The 23379-nt window shown below is 64.9% G+C and carries 27 protein-coding genes and 1 pseudogene; 20 read left to right on the top strand and 8 right to left on the bottom strand.

Annotated features, from left to right (window positions below; all coding sequences use genetic code 11):
- Positions 1 to 12 precede the first annotated feature (12 nt).
- Complete coding sequence (gene mug, locus ACYVN4_RS20895) at positions 13 to 576, top strand: G/U mismatch-specific DNA glycosylase (protein WP_460723604.1); 564 nt, start codon at positions 13 to 15, stop codon at positions 574 to 576.
- Positions 577 to 619: 43 nt separating this feature from the next.
- Here the strand turns inward: mug and ACYVN4_RS20890 are convergent, their stop codons facing one another.
- Positions 620 to 1231 carry a TenA family protein gene (locus ACYVN4_RS20890; RefSeq protein WP_460723602.1) on the bottom strand — a complete coding sequence of 204 codons (612 nt, stop codon included), beginning with the start codon at positions 1229 to 1231 and terminating at the stop codon, positions 620 to 622.
- Between the two features lie 100 nt (positions 1232 to 1331).
- Here ACYVN4_RS20890 and ACYVN4_RS20885 point away from each other — a divergent pair, with 100 nt between their 5' ends.
- The 6 genes from ACYVN4_RS20885 to ACYVN4_RS20860 all read left to right on the top strand — a co-directional run bounded on the left by ACYVN4_RS20885 (position 1332) and on the right by ACYVN4_RS20860 (position 8116).
- On the top strand, positions 1332 to 2483 hold the full coding sequence (locus ACYVN4_RS20885; RefSeq protein ID WP_460723601.1) for an epoxide hydrolase family protein: 1152 nt from the start codon (positions 1332 to 1334) through the stop codon (positions 2481 to 2483).
- Between the two features lie 228 nt (positions 2484 to 2711).
- Complete coding sequence (locus tag ACYVN4_RS20880; protein ID WP_460723599.1) at positions 2712 to 3179, top strand: YbaB/EbfC family nucleoid-associated protein; 468 nt, start codon at positions 2712 to 2714, stop codon at positions 3177 to 3179.
- Positions 3180 to 3209: 30 nt separating this feature from the next.
- A complete protein-coding gene (locus ACYVN4_RS20875; RefSeq protein WP_460723597.1) occupies positions 3210 to 4994 on the top strand; it encodes a WXG100-like domain-containing protein in 1785 nt (594 codons plus the stop codon).
- Entirely contained in the window at positions 4984 to 7011 is a 2028-nt protein-coding gene (locus tag ACYVN4_RS20870; protein WP_460723595.1) for a hypothetical protein, read from the top strand. The genes ACYVN4_RS20875 and ACYVN4_RS20870 overlap by 11 nt, the downstream gene beginning before the upstream one ends.
- On the top strand, positions 7008 to 7790 hold the full coding sequence (locus ACYVN4_RS20865; RefSeq protein ID WP_460723593.1) for an ESX secretion-associated protein EspG: 783 nt from the start codon (positions 7008 to 7010) through the stop codon (positions 7788 to 7790). Before ACYVN4_RS20870 ends, ACYVN4_RS20865 begins: the two co-directional genes overlap by 4 nt.
- On the top strand, positions 7787 to 8116 hold the full coding sequence (locus tag ACYVN4_RS20860) for a hypothetical protein (protein ID WP_460723591.1): 330 nt from the start codon (positions 7787 to 7789) through the stop codon (positions 8114 to 8116). Before ACYVN4_RS20865 ends, ACYVN4_RS20860 begins: the two co-directional genes overlap by 4 nt.
- Before the next feature lie 100 nt (positions 8117 to 8216).
- Here the strand turns inward: ACYVN4_RS20860 and ACYVN4_RS20855 are convergent, their stop codons facing one another.
- Positions 8217 to 9734: a helix-turn-helix domain-containing protein gene (locus tag ACYVN4_RS20855; protein ID WP_460724053.1), complete on the bottom strand. Its 1518-nt coding sequence runs from the start codon at positions 9732 to 9734 to the stop codon at positions 8217 to 8219.
- On the opposite strand from ACYVN4_RS20855, the gene ACYVN4_RS20850 reads away from it, so the two are divergent.
- The 8 genes from ACYVN4_RS20850 to ACYVN4_RS20815 all read left to right on the top strand — a co-directional run bounded on the left by ACYVN4_RS20850 (position 9733) and on the right by ACYVN4_RS20815 (position 14867).
- Complete coding sequence (locus ACYVN4_RS20850) at positions 9733 to 10380, top strand: MspA family porin (RefSeq protein ID WP_460723589.1); 648 nt, start codon at positions 9733 to 9735, stop codon at positions 10378 to 10380. The genes ACYVN4_RS20855 and ACYVN4_RS20850 overlap by 2 nt on opposite strands.
- Positions 10381 to 10453: 73 nt before the next feature.
- Positions 10454 to 10723: a hypothetical protein gene (locus ACYVN4_RS20845; protein ID WP_460723587.1), complete on the top strand. Its 270-nt coding sequence runs from the start codon at positions 10454 to 10456 to the stop codon at positions 10721 to 10723.
- Between the two features lie 569 nt (positions 10724 to 11292).
- Positions 11293 to 11985 (top strand): hypothetical protein, encoded by a 693-nt coding sequence (locus tag ACYVN4_RS20840; RefSeq protein ID WP_460723585.1) that lies wholly within the window; start codon positions 11293 to 11295, stop codon positions 11983 to 11985.
- A 4-nt stretch (positions 11986 to 11989) separates the two neighbouring features.
- Entirely contained in the window at positions 11990 to 12283 is a 294-nt protein-coding gene (locus ACYVN4_RS20835; RefSeq protein ID WP_460723583.1) for a hypothetical protein, read from the top strand.
- Positions 12284 to 12847: 564 nt separating this feature from the next.
- Positions 12848 to 13198, top strand: coding sequence for a hypothetical protein (locus ACYVN4_RS20830; protein ID WP_460723582.1), 351 nt, complete (start codon positions 12848 to 12850; stop codon positions 13196 to 13198).
- Between the two features lie 218 nt (positions 13199 to 13416).
- Positions 13417 to 13929 carry a chymotrypsin family serine protease gene (locus ACYVN4_RS20825; protein ID WP_460723580.1) on the top strand — a complete coding sequence of 171 codons (513 nt, stop codon included), beginning with the start codon at positions 13417 to 13419 and terminating at the stop codon, positions 13927 to 13929.
- Positions 13926 to 14117: a hypothetical protein gene (locus ACYVN4_RS20820; RefSeq protein ID WP_460723578.1), complete on the top strand. Its 192-nt coding sequence runs from the start codon at positions 13926 to 13928 to the stop codon at positions 14115 to 14117. Before ACYVN4_RS20825 ends, ACYVN4_RS20820 begins: the two co-directional genes overlap by 4 nt.
- A 408-nt stretch (positions 14118 to 14525) precedes the next feature.
- On the top strand, positions 14526 to 14867 hold the full coding sequence (locus ACYVN4_RS20815; RefSeq protein WP_460723576.1) for a hypothetical protein: 342 nt from the start codon (positions 14526 to 14528) through the stop codon (positions 14865 to 14867).
- A gap of 280 nt (positions 14868 to 15147) precedes the next feature.
- Here ACYVN4_RS20815 and ACYVN4_RS20810 read toward each other — a convergent pair whose 3' ends face one another.
- The 5 genes and pseudogenes from ACYVN4_RS20810 to ACYVN4_RS20790 all read right to left on the bottom strand — a co-directional run bounded on the left by ACYVN4_RS20810 (position 15148) and on the right by ACYVN4_RS20790 (position 19217).
- Positions 15148 to 15804 carry an MBL fold metallo-hydrolase gene (locus ACYVN4_RS20810; RefSeq protein WP_460723574.1) on the bottom strand — a complete coding sequence of 219 codons (657 nt, stop codon included), beginning with the start codon at positions 15802 to 15804 and terminating at the stop codon, positions 15148 to 15150.
- 244 nt (positions 15805 to 16048) lie between these two features.
- A pseudogene (locus ACYVN4_RS20805) lies at positions 16049 to 16525 on the bottom strand (cytochrome P450); the annotation flags it as partial.
- A 39-nt stretch (positions 16526 to 16564) separates the two neighbouring features.
- Complete coding sequence (locus ACYVN4_RS20800) at positions 16565 to 17251, bottom strand: RibD family protein (RefSeq protein WP_460723572.1); 687 nt, start codon at positions 17249 to 17251, stop codon at positions 16565 to 16567.
- The gene (locus ACYVN4_RS20795; protein WP_460723570.1) at positions 17251 to 18567 is read right to left on the bottom strand and encodes a hypothetical protein; all 1317 of its coding nucleotides are present in this window, start codon (positions 18565 to 18567) and stop codon (positions 17251 to 17253) included. The genes ACYVN4_RS20800 and ACYVN4_RS20795 overlap by 1 nt, the downstream gene beginning before the upstream one ends.
- A 386-nt stretch (positions 18568 to 18953) precedes the next feature.
- Positions 18954 to 19217: a hypothetical protein gene (locus ACYVN4_RS20790; RefSeq protein WP_460723568.1), complete on the bottom strand. Its 264-nt coding sequence runs from the start codon at positions 19215 to 19217 to the stop codon at positions 18954 to 18956.
- A gap of 96 nt (positions 19218 to 19313) precedes the next feature.
- Between ACYVN4_RS20790 and ACYVN4_RS20785 the strand changes: the two genes are divergently transcribed.
- Together ACYVN4_RS20785 and ACYVN4_RS20780 are read left to right on the top strand one after the other, a co-directional pair.
- Positions 19314 to 19601, top strand: a complete 288-nt coding sequence (locus tag ACYVN4_RS20785; protein ID WP_460723566.1) for a hypothetical protein — start codon at positions 19314 to 19316, stop codon at positions 19599 to 19601.
- 706 nt (positions 19602 to 20307) lie between these two features.
- Positions 20308 to 20694, top strand: a complete 387-nt coding sequence (locus ACYVN4_RS20780) for a hypothetical protein (protein WP_460723564.1) — start codon at positions 20308 to 20310, stop codon at positions 20692 to 20694.
- A 190-nt stretch (positions 20695 to 20884) separates the two neighbouring features.
- On the opposite strand, the gene ACYVN4_RS20775 is transcribed toward ACYVN4_RS20780, so the two are convergent.
- Positions 20885 to 21241 carry a MerR family transcriptional regulator gene (locus ACYVN4_RS20775; protein WP_460723562.1) on the bottom strand — a complete coding sequence of 119 codons (357 nt, stop codon included), beginning with the start codon at positions 21239 to 21241 and terminating at the stop codon, positions 20885 to 20887.
- A gap of 154 nt (positions 21242 to 21395) precedes the next feature.
- Here ACYVN4_RS20775 and ACYVN4_RS20770 point away from each other — a divergent pair, with 154 nt between their 5' ends.
- From ACYVN4_RS20770 to ACYVN4_RS20760, 3 genes are all read left to right on the top strand, one after another.
- Positions 21396 to 22100 carry a PAS and ANTAR domain-containing protein gene (locus ACYVN4_RS20770; protein ID WP_460723560.1) on the top strand — a complete coding sequence of 235 codons (705 nt, stop codon included), beginning with the start codon at positions 21396 to 21398 and terminating at the stop codon, positions 22098 to 22100.
- A 285-nt stretch (positions 22101 to 22385) separates the two neighbouring features.
- Entirely contained in the window at positions 22386 to 22766 is a 381-nt protein-coding gene (locus tag ACYVN4_RS20765) for a hypothetical protein (RefSeq protein WP_460723558.1), read from the top strand.
- Positions 22767 to 22896: 130 nt separating this feature from the next.
- Complete coding sequence (locus ACYVN4_RS20760) at positions 22897 to 23250, top strand: STAS domain-containing protein (protein WP_460723556.1); 354 nt, start codon at positions 22897 to 22899, stop codon at positions 23248 to 23250.
- The last annotated feature ends 129 nt before the right edge of the window (positions 23251 to 23379 follow it).

The raw sequence follows: 23379 nt of genomic DNA, 5'->3' as shown, positions 1-23379 counted from the left end.
CAGACTGAGGGCATGGGTTCTGGTTCGTCAACTCGGCCGTCGCCAGCGGATCTGGCTGCAGCGCAGGACAAGACCATCCCCGATCTGATCGGGGATGGCTTGCGGGTGCTGTTCTGCGGAATCAATCCGGGTCTGTGGTCCGGGGCTACCGGAATGCACTTCGCTCGTCCGGGGAATCGGTTCTGGCCCGCACTGCATCGGTCCGGGTTCACGCCGCGTCAACTGCGGCCCGAGGAACAGCGGGAGCTGCTCGGGATGGGTTTGGGGATCACGAATGTGGCCGCACGGACGACCGCCAAGGCCGAGGAACTGACTTCCGAGGAACTGCGTGTCGGGGGACGCGCCCTGGTCGAGCGCGTCGAGCAGTATCGGCCGAGGGTATTGGCCGTGCTCGGGATCGGCGCCTACCGCACGGCCTTCGGTCGGCCGCGCAGCACGATCGGACCGCAACCCGAGCGGATCGGTGACACCGCGATCTGGGTGCTGCCCAACCCCAGCGGGCTCAACGCCCACTACACCCTCGACGCCCTCGCCACGGAATTCCGCGCACTGCGCGAGTCCATCGAAACCAGCTGATCGCTACCGGTGGCCCAAGCCGTGCTCCCCGGTACCCACCGCTTCACCTGCGGCCGAGCGGCACATCCCAGAACGCGAGTTCGTGACGCATGCCGGTCAGGAACAGTTCCTCCGCGTGGTCACCGCCCGCCTCGTCGAGCATCTGGGCGCAGCGGGCGGTGAGGGCCGCGAAGCCGGGGTCGGCGTAGGTGTCGATCCAGCGCTGGTAGCGGGGGTCGGCGGGTGGGTTTTGCGCGAGGATGGCGCCGAGCGTCGAATAGCCCCACATGCAGGGGTAGAGGGCCGCCAGACCGTCGGCGTAATTCGCGGCCGAATCCAGCAGGAACGCAGTGTATTTCGTGCACGGCTCGCCCTTGACCGCGCCGTCGAGATCGGCGCCGAACTCCGCGGCCAGGCCGCGGTGCAGCGAGATTTCGTCGTGGAAGGTGGCGTGCGCGAGGTCGACCAGGTCGCCGAGGTGGGCGGCGGGCGCCTGCCAGGCGAGGCGGGAGAACACGCGGACATAGTCGAGCAGGAACAGATAGTCCTGTTCCAGCCAGGACCGGAACACCGGCTCGGCGAGGTCGCCCTTCGCGATCCCCACTACGGTCGGGTGCGCGAGTTGCTCATCGACCAAGGGACGACCGATCTGCTCCAGATGTGCTGCCAGACTCATGCGAGAAAGTCTTCCCTATGGTGCGGTATGGCGGGCGACACGACCGCGGACGTGTGAACTAGGACAGACTCTGACCTGCCCAGATCCTAGATTGATCGGCATGAACGCTGACATCATTCCCTTCCGGATCCAGATCCCGCAGGTTGAGCTCGATGATCTGCGTGACCGCCTGGCCCGCACCCGCTCACCGCACCCGATCCCCGGTACCGGCTCGGATTGGGACCACGGCATCGCCCCGGATTACCTGCGCGAGTTGGCCGCCTACTGGGCGGACGGGTTCGATTGGCGCGCCCAGGAAGCCGAGTTGAACCGCTACCCGCAGTTCGTGACCGAGATCGACGGGCAGACCATCCATTTCCTGCACCTGCGCTCGCCCGAACCGAATGCGACGCCGTTGCTGCTCAACCACAGCTACCCGACCTCGTTCGTCGAATTCCTCGCCGCGAGCGGACCTTTGACCGATCCGCGCGCCCACGGCGGCGACCCGGCCGACGCTTTCCACCTCGTCATCCCGTCACTGCCCGGCTTCGCCTTCTCCAGCCCGCTCTCCGCGCGCGGCTGGAACATGGAACGCACCGCGCTCGCGTTCGGGGAGCTGATGACCCGGCTCGGCTACGAGCGATTCGGCGTCGAAGGCGGCGACCTCGGCGCGGGGGTCACCGGCCGGGTGGCAACGCTGCTGCCCGAGCGCGTGATCGGCGCCCACACCCACGGCGACCGCCTTCAGGTCGGCATGGTCGGCGAGGACCTACCGGTTCCCGCCGACCTGGACCCCGACGAACTGAAGCAACTCGAGCAAGCGCAATACACCTGGTCACAGATGAAGGGCTACAAGGTATTGCACTCGACCGAGCCCAACGCCCTGTCGGCGGGCCTGGCCGACTCCCCGATCCTGCAACTGGCCTGGATCGCGGAAAAATTCGTCGAATGGGCCAACCCCGCAACCCCGATCAGCCGCGACAACGTCCTGATCACCGCCAGCCTCTACTGGTTCACCCGCACCGGCCCCGCCGCCGCCGACTTCTACTGGGAACTCACCCACGCCCAAAACCCCGGCTGGGGCGACACCTCAACCGTCCCCCAAGGCCAATCCCTGTTCTACAGCGACCCATTCGTCCGCAGGGTCCTCGGGGCCGGCGACACCATCGCCTTCTTCCGCGACCACCCCGAAGGCGGCCACTTCCCCGCCTTCGAAGTCCCCAACCTGTTCGTCGACGACATCCGAGCCTTCTTCCGCCAACTCCGCAACTGACATCACCACACCCGCAGCCGCCATCTGGGCCCGACCCGGCCCGGCCGCGCGGTCGTGACCTCGACGCAACAGGGCCGGTGGCACCGATCCGAAGCATGTCGGCGATCGCAGGGAAGCGCGATAGATCTCGACGTGATGGGTTCTTGATTCGATCCGGAACCTTGTTCTCCTGACGTTCACCGACCCGGGCTGTGCTGGCTCTCGCGACAGCGAACAGTGGAGGTGACTGTGGTCAACGACGGGCCACGCGGCGACGCGGCGACAATGCTCGACGGATTCAAGCGGCAGTTGCTGGGTCTTGCCGAGGCTCAGCGACGGCGGGCCGAGTTGACGGCCTCGGTGACGGCCTGCGACAAGCGGATTCGGGTGACGGTCAATGCCGATGGGCTGCTGATTGCCACCGAGTTCGCCGACGACATCGCCGATGTCCCGTATTCGGAGATCGCCTCGGCCATGACCGCGGCGGTTCAGGCCGCGGCGATCGAGGTCCGAAAGCGGACCGAAGAATTGCTCGCGCCGTTGCGCACGGAGCGCGCGCAGCTGCCCAAGCTGTCGGAAATCGTCGAGGGTGCACCGGATTTCGGCTTCCTGGTGCCGCCTCCGCCGCTCGCGCGGACGGAAGCGCGAGTGGTCGCCCCCGATCTGACGTCTGCGGGTGAACGCTCGGGCTCCCTTGTGTCCGACGAGGATTGGTGAGCGGACCTCGTCATGTCATATACACCGACGATGCAGTGGCCACCCGCGCTGCGCTGGCTGTGGTGGATCGTGGGCACCAGTTGGCCCGACGGCGACGAACAGCACATGTTCTTCATGTCCGACGACTGGAAGGACGCATCGACCGCCTTGCATGCACTGCTGACCGAGATCGATGACGCCAAAGCCGCTGCGCTGGCGGCCTATCCGTCCGGACAGGGCATCGAGGCCATCACGGCGGCCTTCGATGAGGTCCGGACCGGTGACCATTCGCTGCAGGCGCTGATCGACGCCATAGATGCGGTATCGACCAGCGTGTTCGACACCGCCACCGATATCCAGGCCACCAAGGCTTCGGCTATCGCTTCCGTCGCAGCGCTCGCCATCGAGATCATGTGGGCATGGGTCTTCCCGGCGACGGCGGCCTTCGCCGAGGAAGCCGCCATCGCGACGACCAAATCGATCCTGCGAGTGATCGAAGATCGGCTGACCAAGGCCATCGGGTCGAGACTGGCGCAATGGGGGCTACACGCCGGAGTCGCCGACTTCATCGGAACCTATGCGGTGAAGATGGGTGAGGCGGCGCTGATCTCGATGGCGATGGACGGTGGCGTGCAGGCCGGGCAGATCATTGCCGGAGAACGCCGTGGCTTCAACGGCACCGAATTCGGCGCGTCCGTGATGGGGTCGGTAGTCTCCACGCCGTTCGGCCGGGAATTCGCGAAATGGGCGGGCCGTGGCCTCGACAAACTGGCCGGGTCCGCGTTCGCGAAGATGCCCGTCGGCGCAGCCGGGCGCGGTTTTCTGATCGGTGCGGGTGCGGGTCTCGTCAGCAATGTCACCAGCACGCTCGGCGCCGCGATCGTGACCCACAAGATCGATTTGAGCAAGCCGGAGAGCTGGGTCGGTGGTCTGGCGCGCGGCGGCATCGCGGGCGCCGCACGCGGCCAATTCCGACTCGACCAGGTGCCCAGCGGCGGATCGCGGCCGTTTACCAAGGGGCGGTGGCCGACCGGCGAGCCCGGGGCCGCCGGTTCAGCCCACAGCATGCACACGATCGAGGGTGGCGCACCGGCCTCCAACCGCGGCGGCTCCGCGTCCGCGCCGAGCCGGGCAGGAACGCCCCAAGCCCAGACGAGTTCACCGGCACACACCTCGTGGGCGTCCTCGGTCGACGGAGAAGCGGTGCGCGCCAATGCTGCCGGCAATAGTTCGCACACAACGCCTTCCGTCCACTCGAGTGGCGGCGGTTCGGGTAGTTCCGAGCCCGGCGGCGGCAGTGCTCATTCGGCTCAACCTGCGGCGGGCGGTTCCCAGACCGGCCAGGCCGAACCAGCGGCCGCTTCCTCGCGCCCTGTATCTCCGCCAGCGGCCGGGGCGGCATCGAATGCGCCTGCAGCATCGAGTAATTCGGGAACTTCGGCGGGTAATCACGGCGGTCCGGCGGCGGGCAGTGTGTCGCCCGCGCCATCGCGACCGGGATCGGTGGGAGGCAGCGTGGGTGCGGCCGGAATTCCACCGGAGCCGGCCTCGGTGCCCGCGTCAGCTCCGGCGACCGCATCCAGCCCGGGCCCCGTATCGGCACCTGCCGCCGATGGTCAGCGTTCCGATCCGCCGTTCCTGGGCAAGCCAGAGGACATGAAGGGCAAGACCAGGCCGAAGCAGTTGTGGCTGAACCCCGAGTGGCCGAACGAGTTCGAGGCCGCGGCGGCTCCGGACGAGGGTATCTGGCGGCCTGGGAGTGTCGACAAACCATTCACCATGACCAACGATTCGCCCAGGTCATCCGGCGCATCGGGAGGTACCGATGGCAACTGACGATGCCAAGCCCGACGATCCGACCGCCGATCGCACCGGCTGGCCGGACCTGAAGGAACAGGCTCAGCTCGGGACGTTGAAATTCACGCCGGATGCGGCTCAGCAGGGTGCGCAGGCCGCTGCGGATCTGGTGGGGGCGCTGCGTGCCTATCGAAAGATATTGGTGGACAACAAGTTCGACCACATGGATCAGATTGGCAGCCAGACGTCCGGGCTGCTGCTCGCGCAGGCGTTCACTCATCGCGGTGGCGCTATGCGGGATGTGCTCGACATCCACATCAATGTGCTGACCGACATGGCCGACACCTTCCGTGCCGCGGGCAAACGGTATCTGGAGACGGACCACGCGTCGAAAGCCGAGTTCGACAAACTGGATTCGATCACCGTTCCGAAGCAGCCCTCGGATGTCGGTGCGGCTCCGGCGGATACGAAAGCATCGGGCGGCAAGGACTTCCCGGACTCGGTGAAGAACTTCGCGGGCAGCAAGGAGACCGTGACCATCTCGGTGGAGAGCAAGGAGTCGCGGCTGTGGGGGCAACTCTATGACCTCGGGCAGGCCATGCGACCCGACCCGGTCGCCGAGGCGGGCGCGGTATGGACGTGGATGGCCGGTCAGCTCTCGGATCGGTTGGGCGCCTTCGCCAATACGGCGTCGTCCTTCGGTGACGCCTGGACGGGATCGGGCGCGTCCGCGGCGGCGGACGCGGTCAAGAAGTACGCGGGCGATGTACAGCCGCTGATCGACACCATGAAGGTGATCGGCGCGAACCTCACCTACACCTCGGAGTGGATGTACGACACCGCGCACATGATGCCGAATCGCGCCGACCCGCCGCAGGACAAGCCGTCCAGTTTCATGCCTGGTATGGCGGTCGTCGCGGGCGTCGACAGCGTGGCGGAGTTGGAGAAGTACCGCGGGTACTACGACAAGTATTACGCGGCCGGAGTGAAGAATTCGGTGTCCGTGATGCCGGTGGTGCCGGGGCCGACGGTACAGCCGCCGACGCCGCCGGGACCGAACGCGGCACCGCCGGCATCGAGCCCTGATTCGGGGGCGCCACCGAATCCTGTTCCCGGACAGCCGACCTCAGCGCAGCTGCCCTCGCCGCAGCCGACAGCACCGCCACCGGCATCCGTGCCGCCCGCAGGCCCGGCCGCCCGGCCGATGCCCGCGCCGTCGATGCCGTCGTTCAGCGCCTCCTCGACTCCGGTGGGCGATCCGGGACCGGTTGCCGCGCCGAGCTCGTCGGGCACCGGCTCGGCGTCGGCACCCAACTCGACCAGTCCGGTGTACACACCACTGAGCAGCTCCACCGGAACCGGTTCGGCCGTATCCAACAGCGGCGCCACTTCGCCGCTGAGCAGTCTGTTGAGCTCCCTGCTCGGCGGAGCCGGTGGATCCAGTACGCCCACCACCAATTCCACCACCGGGGGTACGACCCTGAGCACGCTGCTGGGGTCGAGCGCGAGTGGCACCGGACAATTGTCGTCGGTGCTGGAGCAGCTGGATTCCGCCTTGCAGACGGGTGATTCGACCAAACTCGCGCAGCTGCTGGGACTTCCGAAAGACACGGTGGACCAGGCGTTGTCCCGTATTCAACGGTCACCGGACAAGCTCGACGAGCTGGCGCAACTGCTCGGAGCGGACTCGTCTGCCGGGACACCGGACCGGCCCGGCGCCGGAGCACCCGGTGGCGGAGTCCCGAGCGGCGGGGTACCGGCCGCGGGCACTCCGGCTGCGGCCCCGCAGCCTCAGACGGCGCTCGCGAATGTCGCATCGGATAGCGAGAATGGTTCGGCCGCAACTGGTAACTCGCGCCTGTTCCCCCGTGCGGGAGTGGATTCCGCCGGATCGGGCGGCATGGCGGGAGCCCCCATGGGCGGCCCGATGGGCGGCGGCGCTGCGGGCGGGTCGAAGGGCGAGTATCGGCGGGCGAAGTACCTGGATTCCGCATCGCATCTGGGCGAGGCCCTGGGTTCATCGCCCGCCAAGACGAGGCCGGTGATCGAGCCGTGAACTGGACCTTCACCGATGTCGAGCTCAAGGTGCTGTGCGACTGGCATTCCGACGGCGTGCTACCGGAACCTTTCACCTTCACCAGCGAGACCGAATACCAGGATGACTTCGAGCGCGAACTGCGCGATACCCGTGAACAATTGGGAAATCGCCTGGATCCTGCGTTCACGTCGATATTCGAAACCGTGGCCAGGCCAGATGTATTCGTGACCGTGCACGGCTGGTCCGCCGCCCCGAACGACCCGGCCGAACACGTTCGCCTCCACGGCGCACGCCGGGGTGCGCGCGCCTGCCTCATGACCCAGTTGCCGGGTGAATCACCCTGGCACAGCGGCGGATTCATCCTCACCGAATGCGATCCCCACGACCTATCGATGTCCTTGACAAGGCATCTGCCGAATGCCGCCGCCGGTGCCGGACCCGACATTCCGCTCATCGGCGATGGGGAGACGCAAGAAAGCCGGCGCGGCACCAACTCCATGTTCTTCGACGAGGATGACGACGAGACCCCCGAAACCCGATGCCGCAGTTTCGCTTCCACGCCAGCGGAATGGGAGGGCATGATCACTGTCCGCCAGGGCTGGTCATGCTTCGGCCCCCGCGGCATCACCGAGTCCCGACTACTGTGGCGCGACCTGGCAGGCGACGGTCGCTACGTCATCGAACTCGACGACCACCCCACCGCCACGAGCACCACCACCACCGCCCTCGCCCTCCGCATCGACCACCACCTCAACCACATCCTCCGCACCCTGGACGCCGAACAGGAGTACCGATGACCGACAGACTTGAAGTAGACCCTGGGCAGCTACGCAAGGCGGCCGCCCGCACCGCGGCGATCGAACAAAAGATCACCACCGCCCTCGCCACCCTGAAAGCACACCTCGACAGCCGAAACTCCCCGTGGGGCAACGACAACTACGGCCACAAATTCGCTGACGACGCCGATAGTAAGCCTGGGTACCTCACCATGCGAGACAACCTCCTCAAAGGCACCCAATCCATGGCCGACACCTTCGCCGGCTTCACGAAGGGCCAAAAATCCGCCGCCGACAGCCTCGGCCAAACCGACACCGGCAGCGCAACAACCTTCAAACCCCGGTGATCCTCTACTTGACAGCGGCACAAGAAAGACCGTGAAGTCGACGGCAATTTCTGGGTCGCAGTCGTCGCCCGGGAATGGTTTGGGCACCGCATGATCGGGCCTAGTTCTTGCCAACTACATCATCCCGTTGGTGAGAATCTCGCCGGGCTTCGGTCGAATGGGGGAGGCTGGCGATGAGGGCCGCGATCAGCAGGAGTACGAGAGCAGCGGCGGTGTAGGGGGTGATGGCCGGAGGAAGGTTGCCGGTGGCGAGGGTGAGGGTGTAGATCGTGATCGCGATCAAGCCCACCGCTTGCAGGACGCGGATGACGATGTGAAGGTGCCACGCGGGCCGGGTGCGGTGGTCGGTGGGCGCGAGGGCGGCCAGGGCCAGCAGCACGGCGAAGGTGGTGAAGGCGAATTCCGCGCTGGCGACCAGGTCGGCGGAGGCGCTGGCGCTGCGGTAGGTGGTGGCGAGGATGCCGCCGATCGCGTGGGCACCGAATGCGGTTGCGAGCAAGCGTGATTGGATGATGCGGACGCCGCTCAGCGAGGCGAACACGGCCATGGCGAGCATGGCGCCGTCCGCGATGGGATACAGGTAGGTCAGCCGGATCAGGGTGGTGTCGGTGTCGGTGCGGTCGGTGTCGATCAGGACGGTGAGAATCCACACCGAGGCGGGTACCGAGAGTGCGGTCACGGCGATGAGCGCGACGGTCTGCACGACGCTCGCTCGGGGAACTCGGGTCGGGGTCAGGTTACGCAGCCACAGCGCGGCGAGCATGAGCAGCGAGTAGCCGTGGAAGCCGGCCTCGGCAAGAACTACCCCACGATGGTGGCTGCCTTCGATTTCGTGCACGACGATCCAGCACATCATGGCCACGGTCCAGCAACCGCAGGCCAGGCAGGCCAACCACAACCACCGGCGTTCGCTCCCGGTCATACGCCGCGCGCGAATGCCGAAGGCGATGGTGGCTGCGGCGGCGAACACGGTTTGAATGACGTCACCGAGCCAACGGTCGGCACTCGATTGCGCTGGAATCGCGTTGTGCGCGATTGCCAGAATGATCAGCCCGATGGTCGCGACCGCGCATACGGGAATGAACCAGCGATGCATGGTGCTCGTCGCGTCGGCTTCATAGACGCGCTCGTCGGTTCCGGGTACGGCGGGTAGTGCGCCGGTCGATGCCCACAGCCACAGCGGTTCGACCTCGCTGCCGGTGCCACCGAGCACCCGGGTGATCGCGGCGATCGAACCCCAGGAGGGCAGTTTGCCCTCGGTCGAGAACGCCCGCGAGACCGTGGTGTGACTGACCTGCGCACGCTGCCCGATCGTCCGCAAACTCAACGCCGAATGTTCGCCACGCAATTGCTTAAGGCGTTGCGCCAACGCTTCACGGCCCTGCTCGCGGTGGTTCACGAGTGTGAATTCTAGGGGCCGCGCTGTCACGGTGGCGCGGATCACTGCGGCGATTCTTGGTCCATTTGTGTGTTTTGACCTGTGGAAACCCTGGGTGTGACAGGCGTTTACATCCGGGTGTGACAGGTGCGCCGATTCCGTTGACAGTGAGTTTCCAGCTCTAGTTGCCGCATCGAAGCCATCGACCCGCAACTCCAGGAAGGGGCAGGGAGCAAACATGGTCACCTCGCACACCACACTCGCCACCGCGCTCACCGCCTCGGCCGCCGCAGCCCTGCTGGCCCTGACTGCGGGCACAGGCTCGGCCGACACGGTGCCGGACAAGAATCGTGTGGTCGACACCGACGACGGCTGGCAACTGTCCATCACCAAAACCAGCGAGAACCTCGACCGTTATCCGAACCTGGCCGCCACCATGTTCACCCGCGAAGGTTTCGTTGCCTTGAAAGCGGTGGCCGAGATCAGAGGTACCGGGACGCAACCGATCACCGCGGGCACCGTGACCCTGGGCTATCAGATCGGCTGTCAGGTCGACGTCTCGAGCGGCCTCACCCTGGGCATGGGATTGTCCATCGGCCCCAACGCCTCGGTCACCATCTCCCAGTTCCCCGGCGTCACCGTCGGTGGGCAGGCCTCGATCAACCCCAACATCTCCACCACCCTGCGCCCCGGCTCCATCGCCACCATCGACTTCGGCTCCAAACCCCTGGCCACCAACCGCGCCTCGATCACCGCCGACCAGGTCGAAGTCAAAATCGACGCCTGCATGGGCCCAGTCACCCTGCGTTCCTACGCCACCGCCCGCATCTCCACGCCGACCGCGGACAACACCGTCACCGTCTACGGCGACCCCATCTGGCTCTGACCCCAGCTCTATACCGGTGCTTTCCATGAATCCCGAGACACCACCGGTCCTTCGGAACCAAGGAGTATCGACTATGACCCACGCCACCACCAACCAGCGGCCTGCATCCGCACCACAACCCCTCAACCCGACCGCCATCGCGGCCGGCTCCGTCGCGCTGGGTCTGTTGTTGCTGATCGTTGCGTTCGCGAACCTGAACCGGATGCCCGGCTGGGCCGACGACTACGGCGCAGTCCTGGTGTACCTGGCGTTCTTCCTCTATATGTCCATCGCCGGACGACTGACCTGGTGGGCTATCGACAGCCTGCGGGAACAGATCAAGGCCCGCCGGGAGCGGCGATGAGGGCGGGGCTCGTGCAGCGCACAGCGCTCGTTCTGGCCCTGGGTGCGCTCAGCCTCGGGGTTGGAGCCGCAGTCTTTGCCGGGTCGCCCAAGGCGACTGCGCAGGGATATGTGCCTTGTGAGCAGTGGCAGGCCATGCACCCGGGCTGGCCCTGCATCGACACCCCGACCGTGCCGCCGGGCGGCCCGCCGACGGTTTCCACCCCACCTCCGCTGCCTTCGCAGGCTCCGGGCATGCCCTCCCAGCAAGGCAGCGGAGGCGGCGTCGGGGCAGGCGCGCTCACGCCGCCACCGATCCCCCCGGGCAACGGAACGCCGATAGTGCCGGTGCCGGGTGCACAGACCCCCGCGCAACCCGGAAATCAGGCTCCGGCTCCGGCCGCTCCGCAACAGATCCCAGTAACGCCTGCGCCGGACCCAGCGCTGGTGCCCCCACCGGTCGATGCTCCTGCGCCGAGCGTAACTCCCCAACCACAGAATCCGGTATCGGTGGTGCCCTTTGCCCCTGCGGCGCCTACCGTTCAATCAACGGCTCCATCCGGGTCCCACGAGCCCGGGCCGGATCCTCGAGTGCCGCTGCTACTGCTGGTCGGCGCGGCAGCGTTCCTTGCTCCCGCGCTACGATTCCGGCCGGGGCTACAGCAGGTCAGCGACATTCCGGGCGGATCCGAACCGTGGGTTTACGACGACACCTACACCGTGAATGGCGATCTCGCGAACACATATGTGCTCTGGGATCCGTCTACGGGTAAGTATTTCTCTCAGCCCGGTGCGCAGGCATCGTCCACGGCGGTCGGCAAGGCGTCGCAGATCGTCACGGTCGCTGACGCATGGGCCGCGTTACAGCGTTGCTACAGTTGTGTTTTCCCGATCGGCGGTGCGCCGCAGCAGATGCCCAAGGTCGGCGATCGGCTCGACTTGAGTGTTGGAGCGGGTGGGCACGCCCCCATGAACCAGCCCTTTCCGGTCGAGGTCACCCAGATGGACTACGACGGCAAAGAGATCAACATCGAATACATGACCCTGGGTGAAGGGCATCCCGATGGGTACGGTTCGACTATCCACTTTCGGATCTTCAAGAACGGCAATGGCGAACTATCACTAGAGGTCATCGGGAAAATCGTCGGAGGCTTGGGCTCGCTCGGCGGAGGCCCCGCCCGCACCCTCTACAACCTCATCAGCACCTTTCCCTGGCAGCGATTTATGAACAACCTGGTCATCTACGGGCTGGAGGCACACTACGGTGATCGATGGGCGAAGTGAGAATGTGATCGTCAAAAAGTGGCTTCGCGACGGCGCTCAACTGCTACTCGGCATATGTGCCGGCGCGATCTTGACAGTGGTCAGCGTGCTCGCCGCGGCCCCATTGCTGTTCACCGCCGCCACCGCGATCGGACCAATTATCGCGTTGGGTTTGTATACGGTGATTGTTGTTGTGGTGAAATTACGAAATCGTCCTCAACGGGTCAGCCACGGCACCATCCGATTTCTCGCCGGAATGGCAATCATCCCCGTCTACGGCGCGGTGATCCTCCTCGATTGGCTTCTTTCCCAACGATAACAGCCCACTGTCCACTCGAATATTCCAGAACTCGATCCCGAAGTGGGGTGCACCCCAACGTCACACTGACCCCCAGATTCGGGGTGCACCGGGATCGGGTTGTGAAGGATCTTGAATCGGGCGCGTCGATTGTCCAGGCAGCGAGCCGGGGTTACTGCTGGCCGGCGGCGGGGTGTGGGCAGGTCTGTTGCGGCTCGTGATTGAGGGGTTCTCGCCATCGGTCACCTTCCGGCGCTGTCACCCCTTTGATGGCTGCCGGACTCACACTCCTTTGGTCATCACGCTGGTCACGAGCCTGTATCAGGCCCACTCCTGCCCCCGTCTCGCATCCCGGAGTGACGCAGCACACGTGGGTGGGCTCAGCTTGTTCTCGTGGCTGTGACCGGTGGCAACCCTCGTGTGACAAGGGTTGGCGATCCGGTATGACAGGCACACCGCTTCCGTTGCCAGTGGTGTTCCAGCTCTAGTTATCGGTACCCACAGCAAGCTCTGGAAACGAGCCGGAAAGGCGGTATCGAAATGAACGTACGACAGTGGACCATCGGTGGCGGAGTAGCGATCGCAATGACCGCCGCGGTGCTCGGTGCAGGGTCGGCGTCAGCGGCCGAATGGTCGGTGAATCCCGACGACGGTTATGTGTATATCGCCCTCGACCACAACGAAACCGCCTTCCTCTCGAACACCGGAATTCCCGACTGGATCGATCAGACCTCCACGCCACAGCATCAATTCGCCGACCCTGCCTGGTATTCGACGAGCCCGTTATTCCAGGACTCGTACGGCAATTGGTACAGCGGCTACTCCTTCGCCCAGCTATGGCGTGAAGCGGCCACTCACCCTGACGGTTCGGTAGACCTCTGGCTCACCGACCCCGGCCAATACAATGGCACCGTCGTCCAAATGCGCCAGTACTGAATCCCGGCGCAGGAGAACAGACGTCCGATCGAACGATCGTGCGACCCACAGCAAGCGGTCGTACCGAGCACAGCCTCAGGGCTGTGGGGATCAGCCCCGCGGCCGGGTTCGGTCGACTCCGCGTCCCGGTCATCGTCAGGTTCACAACACTGCAGAAATCCGACGCCTTACTTCACGAAGGAACAGACGCCTTACTTCACGAAGGAACAGGTGAAGACATGATCACCATACGAATCGCACTCACCACCATCCTCGCCGCCGGTCTGATCGGGGCAGGGATCGCCGTTGGGCATGCCGCGCCGGAGACCGCACTGCTGGGCGGCAGTTCGGGCATTGTGCTCGGTGCCTCGTCGGGATGTTCGCTGGCCGCGATCGGCTATGACGGAGCCGGTCGCCTGGTCGGGCTCACCGCGGGACATTGCGCGTCCGAGGGTACCGAGGTGCGTGCCGAGCAGGGCCTCGGGGTCGGGGTGGTCGGCACTGTCGCGATGTCCGATCGTGGCACCAACCTGGACTACGCGGTCGTGGAGTTCGACGCGGCGAGGGTGACGCCCGTGCGCAGCGTGGGTGCGACGACCATCGCGGGGATCGGAGCGACACCGGGTCCGGGGGGACGGTGTGCGCCAACGGCCGCTCGAGCGGATTCGACTGCGGAGTCGTATGGGGCTCGATGGACGGGCAGGTGCTCACTCAATCCTGCTCGATGCCAGGTGATTCAGGCGGCCCGGTGACGGTGGGGGATCAGCTGGTCGGCGTGAACCTGGGACGGCTGACCGGATACGGACAAGTCCGAGTGGACCTGCCCTGTGTGGACGCCGCGATGCCGGTGCATCAGCCGGAACGGTTCCGGCCCATTGACCAGATCCTGGCGGCCATCGATGCCGCCGGTGGGGTCGGCACCGGATTCCGTCCCGTATGACCCGCAATGGCGCGGGCAGTCGCGACCGTTCGACCAGCGACGCGTCTCGGTGGCGGAAGGCATTGATCCGGCGCGGCGGCTGAGGTTGTGATCGCGAGGGTGCACGGATTCGCCGAACCTGTGCGCCAGGTGGACGACCAGGAATCGGACGCCCCGCCGCGCTATCCGAATCGGCCAGCGCGGCTTGGGCGGAAGATCAAGTGGCCGTGACGATCCGCCGTCGACGAACACACTGAACTGTCGAATGCAGAGCATCCCGAACGGCGCGGCCAGCCGTTCGGGATGTGCCTACCGCACGTTTCCGGGGAGGGGAAAGCCATTGGCGTGTTGTTAGGACGAGAGCCAGTCGGTTGGCCCTAACGTCACGTTCGCGCTATCCCGTGAACCTCGCCGATCAGGAAGCTGACTATGGACAACACAGTCGGAGCGCTCCTCTTGATAGTCGTTCTGCCGCTGCTATGCGTCGTCGGCTTCTGGATCGCGATCAGGGTGGCTCGTGCCCGCTCGGGTGTGCACTCACGTTTGGGTCAGGTCAGGCCCTACGACTTGTTCGTCCGCATCGGAGCCCCCTTCTCGTGGAGGCTCTTTACGGCCACCTACGCAGCGATTTTGGTCCCCGCGTTCGTGCTCTCGGCAGTTCGGGTCATCCCGTGGTGGGTGTCGTTCGGCCTCATCGCTGGTGCTGGCATGTTCGCTTCGGGGATCTCGCGGCTTGGCTATTTGATGCGCTTGGAAAGCCCAAACCGCTGAGGCTGGCGAACGTCCTCATCTGGCACCCCTCTGGGCAGCCGCATATAGGGAGCACCCCACCGGGCACCTGGATCAAATCCTGGCCGGGATCCAAGCCTGACACCAGTCTCTAACTAGCCGCTTCCCGCGTTGGCCGAAGCGTCCGACGCGGGGTGCTGAAAGATCCACGTGCGTGTGCCTCACGGTCTCCGACCAGGTCGGGAGACGGCCAAGGCCCGCGCGCCTAGCGGCGGAAGCGGGCCTGGCCGGGCTTGTCAATTGGGTTAGTGGCGGACGGCGGTTACCAACCGCGCTTTCGCCATTCCTCGAGATGCGGACGCTCAGCGCTCAGGGTCGTGTCCGCGCCGTGGCCGGGATAGACCGAGGTGTCGTCGGCCAGCTGGCCGAAGAGTTTGGTCTCGACGTCACCGAGCAAGCTGGCGAACGCCTTTGGGTCATTGTTGGTATTGCCGATGCCCCCGGGAAACAGGCAGTCGCCGGTGAAGACGTGGCCGTGGCCGTGCGGGTCGTCGTAGATCAAGGCGATGCGGCCGGGGGTGTGGCCGACCAGCCGCCGCACGGTCAGCTCGATTCGTCCGACGGTGATGCTGTCGCCGTCTTCCACCGGTACGTCGGTCGGGACCGGGATGCCGTCGCTGTCGTAGCGTCCGGCATAGGTGCGCGCACCGGTCGCGTCGACCACCTCGCGCAGCGCACCCCAATGGTCGGGATGCCGATGGGTGGTCACCACCGACGCGATACCGCTGTCTCCGATGAGGGTCAGCAGGGTGTGTGGTTCCGCCGCAGCATCGATGAGCAATTGTTCGTCGGTCGTGCGGCAGTGCAGTAGGTAGGCGTTGTTGTCCATCGGGCCCACCGCCACTTTCGAGATCACCACATCGGTCAGCTCCTGCACGTCTGCCGGGCCGCCGACCTTCACCACTCCCGAATATGTCATGGGATCAACACAACGATCAGTGATCCGGTCCGATCAGCGAATTCGCTATCACCGCAACACTGTTCAGAGCCCGTCCACGACCTGGATGACCGAGTCCAGCTCAGGAATCACTCTGATCGGGGACACGGCTCAATGACACACGCTGTGACACATCGGGGCTGGGCACGGCCGCATGCGGGGTGCGGCAGGGGTGGTGTTCACCCGGGGGCATTCGTTCGGCTGGTGACATCGGGCTGGTTGGCTTCTATGCTCGCGTGACGGCACGCAGCCGCAGACTGCGGGGTCGCAATTCAGTGGCCAGGGCGGTACGTACATTGTTGCCGGGCAGCGCTTTCAGTCGCCATCTACTGGCGATGGTGGCCAGTGCGAGTGTTGCTTCTGTCATCGCGAAGGTGTCGCCGATGCACTTGCGAGGTCCACCGGCGAACGGGATGAGCGCGGCGCGGGCTGGTGCGGTGGCCCGCTCGGGTGTCCATCGATCGGAGTCGAACCGGTCGGGGTCTGGATAGAGATCGCGTCGGTGGTGAATGAGGTAGGGGCTGTAGACGATTGTCGTGCCGGTGAGGATGGAGTGGCCGTGCATTTCGGTGTCCGCGGTCGTGGTGCGGGTGAAGATCCAACCCGGTGAGGTGATGCGGAGTGTTTCGGTGAGGATCCGGCCGGTGAGTTCGAGCTTGGGGAGGTCGTCGTAGGTGGCCGCGCGGCCCGCCAGGACGGCATCGACCTCCCCGTAATACCGATACGAGTCATGCTCATTTTTCTAATGACCAGGCTCGGTTGTACTGGTTGCTTTCGGGCGATATTGCAGGACCACGACGTCGTCGAGCACTGTGGCGTCGACGAATTCCAGGCGTCGTCGAGTGCCGCCGGGGAACTGGGCGGGGTTGACGAATCGCGGTGCGTCCGCTTGACCGATTAGCAGTGGCGCTACCGCGTAGCGCAGCTCGTCGGCGAGCCCTTCGGAGAGGAAGGCTGTGTGGATGTGTGTCCCGCCTTCGACGATCAGGCGCTCGATCCCGCGTCGGCCGAGATCGTCGAGCACAGCTGGCCAGAATTCCGGTTCCGTGATCGCGACGACTTGGGCGACGTCGCTCAGTTGGTTACCGATCTTCTCTGCGCCTTCGATGGTGGTGTACACCAACGGTTTTCCAGCCTCGGTGTGGTGATGGAACATGCGTGCCGCCGGGTCGAGATCGCCGGATCGGGTGACGGTCACCTTCAGCAGATTGGCGGGCTTGCCCGCGGAGACCCGTGTGGCGCGGCGTTCCTCGCTGCGCAGCCACAGCCGTGGGTTGTCGCGGCGTACTGTTTCGGCTCCGATGAGGATGGCGTCGCATTCGGCCCGCAGGGCGTCGACGCCGTCGAAATCCCGATCGTTGGACAGGTAGAGGCGTTCGGGGATGGTGTCGTCGATGTAGCCGTCGAGGCTGACGGCGACGGAGAGCATTACGTATGGTCGAGCCAACCTTCCGCCTTCCAAGCGGTGAAGGCGTCGCGGAACTCGGCGACGCCGGTTTGCTTGCTGTCGGGATCGATCATGCCCGACAGTTCGCGGACCTTGTGGAGGATGCGAGCCGACCTGGTGCCGATACCGATCTCCAGGGCGGATCGCCCCGCCACGGCTGCTGGCTCGATCTCGCCGGCTGCCATGTGGGAGACCGCGGTGCGGGCGAGGTAGACGCCCCTGTCGCGTGGGTATCCCGGCTGCATCCGAGTCAATGCATCGGTGAATTGTCGTGTGGCTCGGGAGTGTTCGCCCGTCTCGGCGAAGGTGTGTGCCTGGTAGGCGTCGATGTAGGAGTCGTCGAGGAACATGCCCCATTTCGGGTCATCGGTGGCGATCGCCACGATCGCCCGCGCGGCATCATAGGTGCGAGCGCTTTCTGGTGAACCTCCGTCCAGTGCCTGAGCATGGGCCCGGAATGTCAGGGCGGCGGCGGAGAACAGCGAGTCGTGTGGCGCGCTGCGGTGTGCGGCGTCGGCGAGTTCCTCTGCCTCGCTCGCATCGCCCTGGTCGCAGGCGAGCTGGCTCATGCGAACCAGCGACAGTCCGATGTAGTAGTCGTCCGCGAGCTGATGGGACCACTGCAGAGCCTTCGCGGCCCAATGCTGGGCGTTCACGAAGTCACGTTGGTCTTGGTATTGCCACGCAGCGGTTTCGGCGAACATGGCCTGCATCCGGAGCATCCCGCGAGCGTCGCCGACCTTGCCTCGCCGCAGCTCACCGAGCAGAGCCAGACTGTCGAGGACATGCGGCAAGGTCCGGGCCGCGCCATAGAGGTTGTCGGATTCGATCAGCGACATCCGCATCGTGTCGAAATGCACGAGATGATCGATCGAGGTGTTGGCAAACATCGAGGCCAAGGCCATACTGCCGGAGGCGTTTCGGCCGATGGCGAGCGTTGAGGTCGCTGCGGATCCGAGCACCCCGGCACCGATTCCGAGGACGAGACTGCGGCGTGACACGGCCACCAACACCACCTCCCCGGTGAGCGTACGGGCAGACACGATCACGCAATCGTCCTTGTCGACACCGGATCCGGGCCCCCGACTGACAGTCGGCTGCACGTCGGATTCGACAGGGGCAGGCGCATTTCGGATCGCCCAGAATCGCTGTACCGCAGCTACATCCGCAGTGCCGAGCTTCTGGTCCAGGCGCTCGGCGTAGTGGGGCGTGAGCGTGATGTCTTCGAGTCGGCGTTCCCACTTCTTCACGGCGTCGTACGAGACGCCGATATGGGCTGCGAACTCTTCTTTGGTCATGCGCAGCGCGTCACGGAGAGCCTTCGTTTCGGCGCCTGTCCACCGCGGGCAAATGCTCACATCGGTTCCCTTGTGCCGGTAAGTGCACCGAGAGTACCCGCGCAGTACCCGGCCGGTCACTTCTTTCGAGGGCTCCTGAGCAGGAACGTTGAAGTTGCACACGACGTCGGGACGCTAGCCGAGGTCTCGGCGTCGGGTGCCCTCCAACACCTTGCACGGACATGGAGAACACCCGACATGGAAATCATCGTTGCTCTCACCCTCGCCGCGCTAGTACTCCTGTGCACCGCGCGAATCGCGTTGCCCGGCTTGCAACGTCACGACGAACACCGACGGCCGACGGTTCACGACATACAGCAACGGCTTGCCGCCGAGCCAGCCCATAACTATGTTCCGATCAGCCGGGGGTGGTGACGATGGGCCTGCTCCCTTCCGCTGTCGGGTTCTTGCGCAGTGATGTGTCCGGCTTGAACCAGCCGCGCGACGAACTGCAGATCATGCGAGCTGCCAAACGGACTGGCTACGACTTGCGCAAGACGCTCGTATTCAGCGACCGCACCGAAGACCGGGCGCACCGTTTGCGTGTTGCGATCGACCGGCTGGGCGTCGATGCCGTAATCGTGCCCAGCACTGCGCATTTCGACGGTCACGACATACCAGCCGATCTACTTGCGGTCGCGACCGTGATCACGGTGTCGCCTGGCAGCACGACGGCTCGGACTCCGCGGCCGAGCTGAGGGCGTGCGATGTCCATTCAAGGGGTGCTGGCGGTCCTGAACGGCGAGCGACCGGCCGCCTGGCTGCAATACGAGGACGGCTCGTGGGCACCGGTCGCCGAGGACGGATGGATCGGGCCTCCGATCACCGTCGAGGATCTCCTCACAGTCGCCCGGCACGATCTCGACGCGCTGGAGGCCGCCGGATTCCTCACCGAAATCATCGACGTCGAGCCGCTGTCGGTCGTCGACATCGAGTACGGCGCACAGCAGGAAAGGTGGACCGCGCAGCCCGTGCTCGGCTGCGGCCCATCCTGATTCGAGGCCCTCGGTCTGAGCCGGGGGCCTCGAACGCCGACCGGCTGGCGATCTTCCAGTCACGAATCGCACCAGGCGATTACGGCATTCCACGATCGCCACCGTGCACTACATCGACCCCGAGGGATACACGCGTCCAGCAGTGGACAACGTCGTGGCGATGGAGTCGCTGCGACCCTCAAAACGTGAGCAAAGTGTGAGTCCGGCGGCTGCGTAATGCACTCGCAACGCTGTGACCTTGACGTTCCCCGGGTTCAAGGCGTATCAACCTGGGTACATCGATCTTGTTCTTGGAAGAGCCGTCAGAGGCTGGAATTACCTCTGGCCCTGCAGGTTTCGTCCTGTGACGATGTCCCCGGAGTTCCCGCGCTTTCCTGGGGATTCCTGGATTCTGGCTGCGAAACATGGAGCGAAAACTGGAGTCGGATTCCCAGCTGTTCCCGCGCTGTTGCGCAGCGGGACCGGGCCGGAGGCAAGGGTTTCGGGAGTGGGGCGTCCGCCTTCCACAACGCAGCCGTCGCTGCTAGTGGCTACGATCGCCAATGCTCTTCGCCAGCAGGTGATCGGCGTGTTGAATCACGACCAGCCGACGGGATTTCCGAGTCGGCAAACTGGTGGCAAACGACGACCTTCGCTGGCAACTGCGGATCGTCGGGTTCGGGTCTGCGGCGTCTGGCCGTCGGCCCGGACCAGCTCGAGCCGGTGGATGGTGGTGGTCTACAAATCGTTTGTACAAGGGGTGCTGTGTGGTTCGGGTCCTGGTCTCTCACGCACCGCTGGCCTGAACGCCTTGTACAAACTGTTGGTGAGCGGCGGCGCGATGAATGACGACGACCGCGACTCACTGATCCGCGCGCACTTCCAGGAGTACAACCGGCTGATCGTTGCCGCTGAGAAAGCGAAGGAGGCCCGCCTGAGCTTGCTTCGAAGACTCCGTGCCGCTGATCCTGATTACTACACGCAAGACCGCTTGGCTGACCTCTCGGGCATGTCCCAGCAGAACGTCTCATATCTGCTTTCCGTGCGTCGGAGTGCGGCAGGCGGAGTGCGCCAAGGGAAGCCGCTGGGAAGGCCGCATTCCTTCAAGGCATAGCTAGCGCACAGGCAATCGTTGAGATTTGTAGAGTCCTGATTCGTCAAACATGCTGAGCGATCAACGTGGGCGATTATCCCCAGCGAGCCCTGAACCGTTGCAGACGGTCCGGGGCTCGATTGGTCAGCAGCGAACTAGGTGCGGCCCGAAACATCGCACCACCCGATGGCTCGGCCAATGTGGGAATCACTCAGGAGCGCAGCCCTTTTCGCTGCCGAGCCTGCGGTGCGCTCAGGGCGTCACGCTCGGCTGTGAGTGCGGTGTTGGTGTCGCGCAGGGCGGCGTTGGCGTCTTCGAGTTCCAGGATGCGCCCAATGGCCGTGAGGTTGACCCCTTGCCCGGCGAGGGCCGCGATGCGGCGTAGCCGTGCGAGGTCATCACCGCTGTAGCGGCGGGTACCGCCTGCACTCCGGGCGGGAGTGATCAGGCGATGCTGCTCGTACAGGCGGAGAGTGTGTGCGCCGATCCCTGCCAACTCGGCGGCCACCGAGATGGTGTACACCGCGTGGTCCGATTCGGGCAGGTGGTGGTCCGGATCAGGTTTCATCCTTCTCCTCGCTGGTAACTGCCTTAGATTACCTGTTCAGTGTGCTTGCGATCACTGGTAGACACTGGTACATCTAATCTCAGTCACTAGGCAGAGATTTTCTCAGCCGGTCGATGGGAATTGTCCACCACTAGTCATGACCCAGGCTGCCGACATGAACTCTCGTTCCTTTGATGAACTGCCTCCGGCCCGCGATGATGATGACGAGCCGATCGAGTTGGCCGCTGCCACCAGCGGCCCCGCCACCGGAAGTTTTCGCTTCTGGTTCGAGAGCCGACGGTGGGAGTGGTCTCCCGAGGTGTACCGCATGCACGGCTACCTTCCTGGTGAGATCGAGCCGACCACCGAATTGCTGCTCGCGCACAAGCATCCCGACGATCGGGAGCATGTCGCCGAAGCCATCGCTCGGTCCATCGACCAGGGCGAGCCGTTCTCGAGCCGGCATCGATTCATCGATACCGTCGGCGAGGAGCATCAGGTCATGGTGGTCGCGGATCGCATCCTCGACGAGGCGGGCCGTGTGGTCGGCACGGCCGGGTTCTATATCGACCTTTCGGGCACTCTTGCCGCCGCCGAACGCGACACCTTGGAGCAGCGGCTACCCGAACTGGTACAGGCGCGCGCCGTTATCGAGCAGGCGAAAGGCGTGTTGATGCGCATGTACCGCATCAACGCCGATCAAGCCTTCAAGGTACTCATCTGGCGTTCGCAGGAGACGAACGTGAAATTGCGGTCGCTGGCCCAGCAGTTGATCGACGAGCTCCCGACGATTCCTGCCCCGCCGCGGTCGACCGTCTTGGCTTTCGACCACATCCTGCTCACCCTGCATGACCGCATCCCGGACCAGGACATGGATTGATTGTGCGTTGGAGTGGTACTGCCTGAGTAGCGTCCTCGTGTTGAGGCGCAGGCAATTCGGTCCGCGGCAGTGTGTTAGTCCCGCCCTCTGTGGGTTAATCAGTGGGAAGCGGTAGCGGCAGGCTTCACGCGCGTGGCAGGAGGGCGGAGCACGATGCACGGAAGGCCACGCGAAAACGGTGCGGATGACTGGATCCCGGATTTCGGTCTACCGCTCAATGGCAGGTCCGCCATCTCGGGCAACGGTTCGGAGGGGTCGGCGGACTCGCACACGGGAGCGATCGGGGTGACGGTCGCCGCCCGGGCCGACATGCTGCCCATGTTGCGATCGGTTGTCGAAACTGTCTTGCTGACAGCGGATTTCACGTTGGATGTAGTCGCCGACGTTCGAGTGGCGATCGACGAGGTCGTGACCGCGCTGGTGGTGGGGGCTGAGGTGGGAGACGAAGTTGCCTGCGCTCTTCAATACGACGGACGTCGGGTCGAGGTCCGGATGTCCGCACCCACCCGAACCGCTGACGTCCTGCCGAAGAACAGCTTGAGCCGACATTTACTGGAGTCGATGGTCGACGCGCTGAGTATCGACTACCGTGCCGACGAGAATCAGGATGCATACCGGATGGTTGTGCAGTTCGATCGTCGCCGAACCAGTGATCTGGGATGGTGACCGGCAGGACACATTCCGGGGCGATTCGTCGGTCGATCTCTACAACGCCGAGATGGTAACCCGGGTTGTCGTAGACTCGATTCGCCGCTCGTCTGACCAGGTGGCAACCACAGATCGTCTAGGAGCGAGTGTGACCGAGAGCGGGATTCCTCCGTTGCTGACAGTGTCACAGAGCCGGGTGGGTGAGACCATCGTGGTGTCGGCTACCGGGGAAATCGACATCAACTCGGCCGGGCAGCTGCGCGAAGCGCTCGAAGCGGCGGTGCCGACCGCCCCGAGGCTGATCATTGATTTGTCCGGGGTCGATTTCATCGGATCCGTAGGGCTGACAACACTATTGGTCGCCACAGACACGGCAGACTCTCAGCAGGTACGCGTCGTGGCGTCGCCTCAGGTGCGACGACCGATCGAGATGACCGGCCTGGACAACGTGCTGGCCCTGTTCGACACCCTGGAAGACGCGATCTCGCAGCCCCCGAAATGATCATCGGCCTGCCGACGCGCACAGCGGCGGCGGATAGGCTGACGTCCCGACACGGCGGCCCGTAGAGTCAGTAACGGTCGGGTGTTCACAAACCAGCACCTCACCGCCCGTTCATGACCCGGTTCTATC

The sequence above is a fragment of the Nocardia heshunensis genome (genome assembly GCF_054782115.1).
Note: the sequence above shows the minus strand (reverse complement) of the source record. Positions and strands in the feature narration are given on the sequence as shown.

Bases quoted from the DNA above. Each gene is read 5' to 3' on its own strand.
- mug (WP_460723604.1), top strand. From the start codon at position 13: ATGGGTTCTGGTTCGTCAACTCGGCCGTCGCCAGCGGATCTGGCTGCA.
- ACYVN4_RS20890 (WP_460723602.1), bottom strand. From the start codon at position 1,231: ATGAGTCTGGCAGCACATCTGGAGCAGATCGGTCGTCCCTTGGTCGAT.
- ACYVN4_RS20885 (WP_460723601.1), top strand. From the start codon at position 1,332: ATGAACGCTGACATCATTCCCTTCCGGATCCAGATCCCGCAGGTTGAG.
- ACYVN4_RS20875 (WP_460723597.1), top strand. From the start codon at position 3,210: ATGCAGTGGCCACCCGCGCTGCGCTGGCTGTGGTGGATCGTGGGCACC.
- ACYVN4_RS20870 (WP_460723595.1), top strand. From the start codon at position 4,984: ATGGCAACTGACGATGCCAAGCCCGACGATCCGACCGCCGATCGCACC.
- ACYVN4_RS20860 (WP_460723591.1), top strand. From the start codon at position 7,787: ATGACCGACAGACTTGAAGTAGACCCTGGGCAGCTACGCAAGGCGGCC.
- ACYVN4_RS20850 (WP_460723589.1), top strand. From the start codon at position 9,733: ATGGTCACCTCGCACACCACACTCGCCACCGCGCTCACCGCCTCGGCC.
- ACYVN4_RS20855 (WP_460724053.1), bottom strand. From the start codon at position 9,734: ATGTTTGCTCCCTGCCCCTTCCTGGAGTTGCGGGTCGATGGCTTCGAT.
- ACYVN4_RS20845 (WP_460723587.1), top strand. From the start codon at position 10,454: ATGACCCACGCCACCACCAACCAGCGGCCTGCATCCGCACCACAACCC.
- ACYVN4_RS20830 (WP_460723582.1), top strand. From the start codon at position 12,848: ATGACCGCCGCGGTGCTCGGTGCAGGGTCGGCGTCAGCGGCCGAATGG.
- ACYVN4_RS20825 (WP_460723580.1), top strand. From the start codon at position 13,417: ATGATCACCATACGAATCGCACTCACCACCATCCTCGCCGCCGGTCTG.
- ACYVN4_RS20815 (WP_460723576.1), top strand. From the start codon at position 14,526: ATGGACAACACAGTCGGAGCGCTCCTCTTGATAGTCGTTCTGCCGCTG.
- ACYVN4_RS20810 (WP_460723574.1), bottom strand. From the start codon at position 15,804: ATGACATATTCGGGAGTGGTGAAGGTCGGCGGCCCGGCAGACGTGCAG.
- ACYVN4_RS20800 (WP_460723572.1), bottom strand. From the start codon at position 17,251: ATGCTCTCCGTCGCCGTCAGCCTCGACGGCTACATCGACGACACCATC.
- ACYVN4_RS20795 (WP_460723570.1), bottom strand. From the start codon at position 18,567: ATGACCAAAGAAGAGTTCGCAGCCCATATCGGCGTCTCGTACGACGCC.
- ACYVN4_RS20785 (WP_460723566.1), top strand. From the start codon at position 19,314: ATGTCCATTCAAGGGGTGCTGGCGGTCCTGAACGGCGAGCGACCGGCC.
- ACYVN4_RS20780 (WP_460723564.1), top strand. From the start codon at position 20,308: ATGGTGGTGGTCTACAAATCGTTTGTACAAGGGGTGCTGTGTGGTTCG.
- ACYVN4_RS20775 (WP_460723562.1), bottom strand. From the start codon at position 21,241: ATGAAACCTGATCCGGACCACCACCTGCCCGAATCGGACCACGCGGTG.
- ACYVN4_RS20770 (WP_460723560.1), top strand. From the start codon at position 21,396: ATGAACTCTCGTTCCTTTGATGAACTGCCTCCGGCCCGCGATGATGAT.